Source organism: Jatrophihabitans sp. (assembly GCF_051960575.1).
GTDB lineage: Bacteria > Actinomycetota > Actinomycetes > Mycobacteriales > Jatrophihabitantaceae > JBQCEE01.
In genome coordinates, this window is record NZ_JBQCEE010000297.1 from 1 (window position 1) to 2,109 (window position 2,109).

Genomic DNA, 2,109 nt, shown 5'->3' on the forward strand with positions numbered 1-2,109 from the left:
CACAAGCGGGGCAATGTGGGGAAGCGCGTGCTCCCCCCCCGCCCCCCCCTTGGGGTCGTGCGGCGGGGCGGGGTTGTGGGGGCCTCCCCCGACCGGGGTGAGCTGGGTCGGGCCCCAGACGCCCGGCTGCAGCGCGGGCCCGCCGAGGTCGGCGATGCCGTAGTGCCGCGCCAGCCATGGGACGAGCCGCGCTCCACCGGCCTGCGGATACAGGGCGTACGCCGCGGCGTTGTCCGACAGCCGGATCATCCGGCCGGCCTGCCGCGCGGTCGCGCCGGTCATGCGGCCGGCCAGCAGCAGCCGCGTCGCGATGAGCACCTTGGCAACGGACGCCGCCGCGAACGCCCGCCGTGACCGCCCCGCCGTGACGAGCGTGCCGGTGACGGTGTCGATCACCGCCACGCCGGCCACCATGCCGCGGTGCTCGGCGTAGGCGACTGCTGCGCGGGCGCCCGACTCGGGCGTCACCGCGCCCGCCGGCACGGGCGCGGCCAACGGCTCGACGAGTCCGACGGCGGCAACCGCGACCACCGCCGACACCAGCGCGCGGCGGACGCGCCCACGGCTCATCGACCGAGGTAGGCGAGGATGCCCGACGCGACGGCGCGGGCGATGCGGGCACGTCCGGCCGGCGAAGACAGCAGCGCCGCGTCGTGGGCGTTGCGCATGTTGCCGAACTCGAGGAAGGTGGTCGGGTTCGTGCTGAGGTTCAGCCCGGCGAGGTCGTCGCGGAGGTAGTACCCGTTGCGCCCGATGTAGGTCGACGGCACGAGCCCGGAGCGCGCCGCGAGCGCGTCGTGCACCAGGCGGCTCAGCCGTGCCGACCGGCGCTGCGTCGCGGCCGTCGCGCCCTCGGGCCGGCGGCTGTCCTCGCAGACGTGGAAGCCGTGCCCGGCCGCCGGCGCGCCGTCGGCGTGCAGCGCGATCGCCGCGGCCGCGCCGCGGGTGCTCTCGAGCTGCGCGCGCCGGTTCACGCACGGCCCCACACCGGTGTCGCTCGCCCGGGTGAGCAGCACCCGCACCCCGTGCGCCACCAGGATCGTCCGGATGCGGCGGGCCAGATCCCAGGTGAAGGCGTGCTCGGGGTACCCCGCGTTCGTCGCCGTACCGGTGGTGTTGCAGGGCTTGAACCGTCCGTAGCCGGCATAGACCAGACGGTTCACGACGCCCGGGTGGCTCGCGTTGCCGCCGTTGTGCCCCGGGTCGAGCACCACCAGGGGCCCGGCCGGTGCTGCGGTCGACGCCGCCGTGCCCTGCGCGGCGAACGGGCCGAACGCCGCCAGCACGACGAGCAGGACGACGGCGACGACCCGGGACACGCGCATGGGACGTGATCATCCGGCCTGGCGGGGCGCCGCGTCCAGCCCGGCCGTCACCGCGGGCGCGTCGCCTTAGCAGGGCGGCGGCGGTGCGGACGACGAGGAGGTCGAGGAGGACGGGGACGACGGATCGCCCGACGGGTCCGACGGCGACGAGAAGGACGGTGCGGTCGAGGCCGAGGACGACGGCGGTGCGGACGACGACGGGTCCGACGGCGCAGTGCTCGACGGCGAACCGTTCGACGACCCCGACGGCGAGGGCGACGACGCGCAGCTCGACGACGGCGACGGGCGGGGCACGGACGACGACGGCGACGGGTGCGTCGAGGTCGGCCCCGGCGACGACGGGCGGGGCGCCGACGACGACGTGGGCGACGGCGCGATCGGACGCGGACCACTGCTGCTGCTCGGGCTGCGCGGCGTGCGTCCGGGCGCCGCCGAGCGGGCGGCGGGGTCGGGGCCGGCGGTCGGCGGGATGATCGTCACCGGCCTGCCGGCGTACCGGTCGGCGAGGGCGAGCACGGCACGCAGGTAGTCGGTCGAGTGGTTGTAGGCGAGCACCGCGCGGGTGCGACCGGCGAGGGTCGACAGGTCACCGCCGGCCGCGCAGAGGTAGCGGGCGGCCGTCGCAGCCGCGTCGAAGATGTCGAACGGGTCGGCGACACCGTCGCGGTCGGCGTCGACGCCGAACAGCTTCCAGGTCGACGGGATGAACTGCATCGGCCCGCCCGCGCGGGCGTAGCCGGGGTCGCCGTCGCGCCCGCCGTGGTGGGTGTGGCGGCTGCGCGAG

General features: G+C 76.6%; 2 protein-coding genes and 1 pseudogene. All 3 read right to left on the reverse strand.

All coding sequences use genetic code 11. From position 1 onward, the window contains the following. Nucleotides 1-570 (reverse strand): annotated as a pseudogene (locus ACTHMS_RS16585) (hypothetical protein); the annotation flags it as partial. Next, nucleotides 567-1,325, reverse strand: coding sequence for an N-acetylmuramoyl-L-alanine amidase (locus ACTHMS_RS16590; RefSeq protein ID WP_440307772.1), 759 nt, complete (start codon nt 1,323-1,325; stop codon nt 567-569). The gene ACTHMS_RS16590 and the pseudogene ACTHMS_RS16585, both read right to left, overlap by 4 nt. A 66-nt stretch (nt 1,326-1,391) precedes the next feature. Further along, on the reverse strand, nt 1,392-2,109 hold a 718-nt coding region (locus ACTHMS_RS16595; protein ID WP_440307773.1), incomplete at its 5' end, for a lytic transglycosylase domain-containing protein.

Coding starts and splice junctions, on each gene's coding strand:
- ACTHMS_RS16590 (WP_440307772.1), bottom strand. CDS start 1,325: ATGCGCGTGTCCCGGGTCGTCGCCGTCGTCCTGCTCGTCGTGCTGGCG.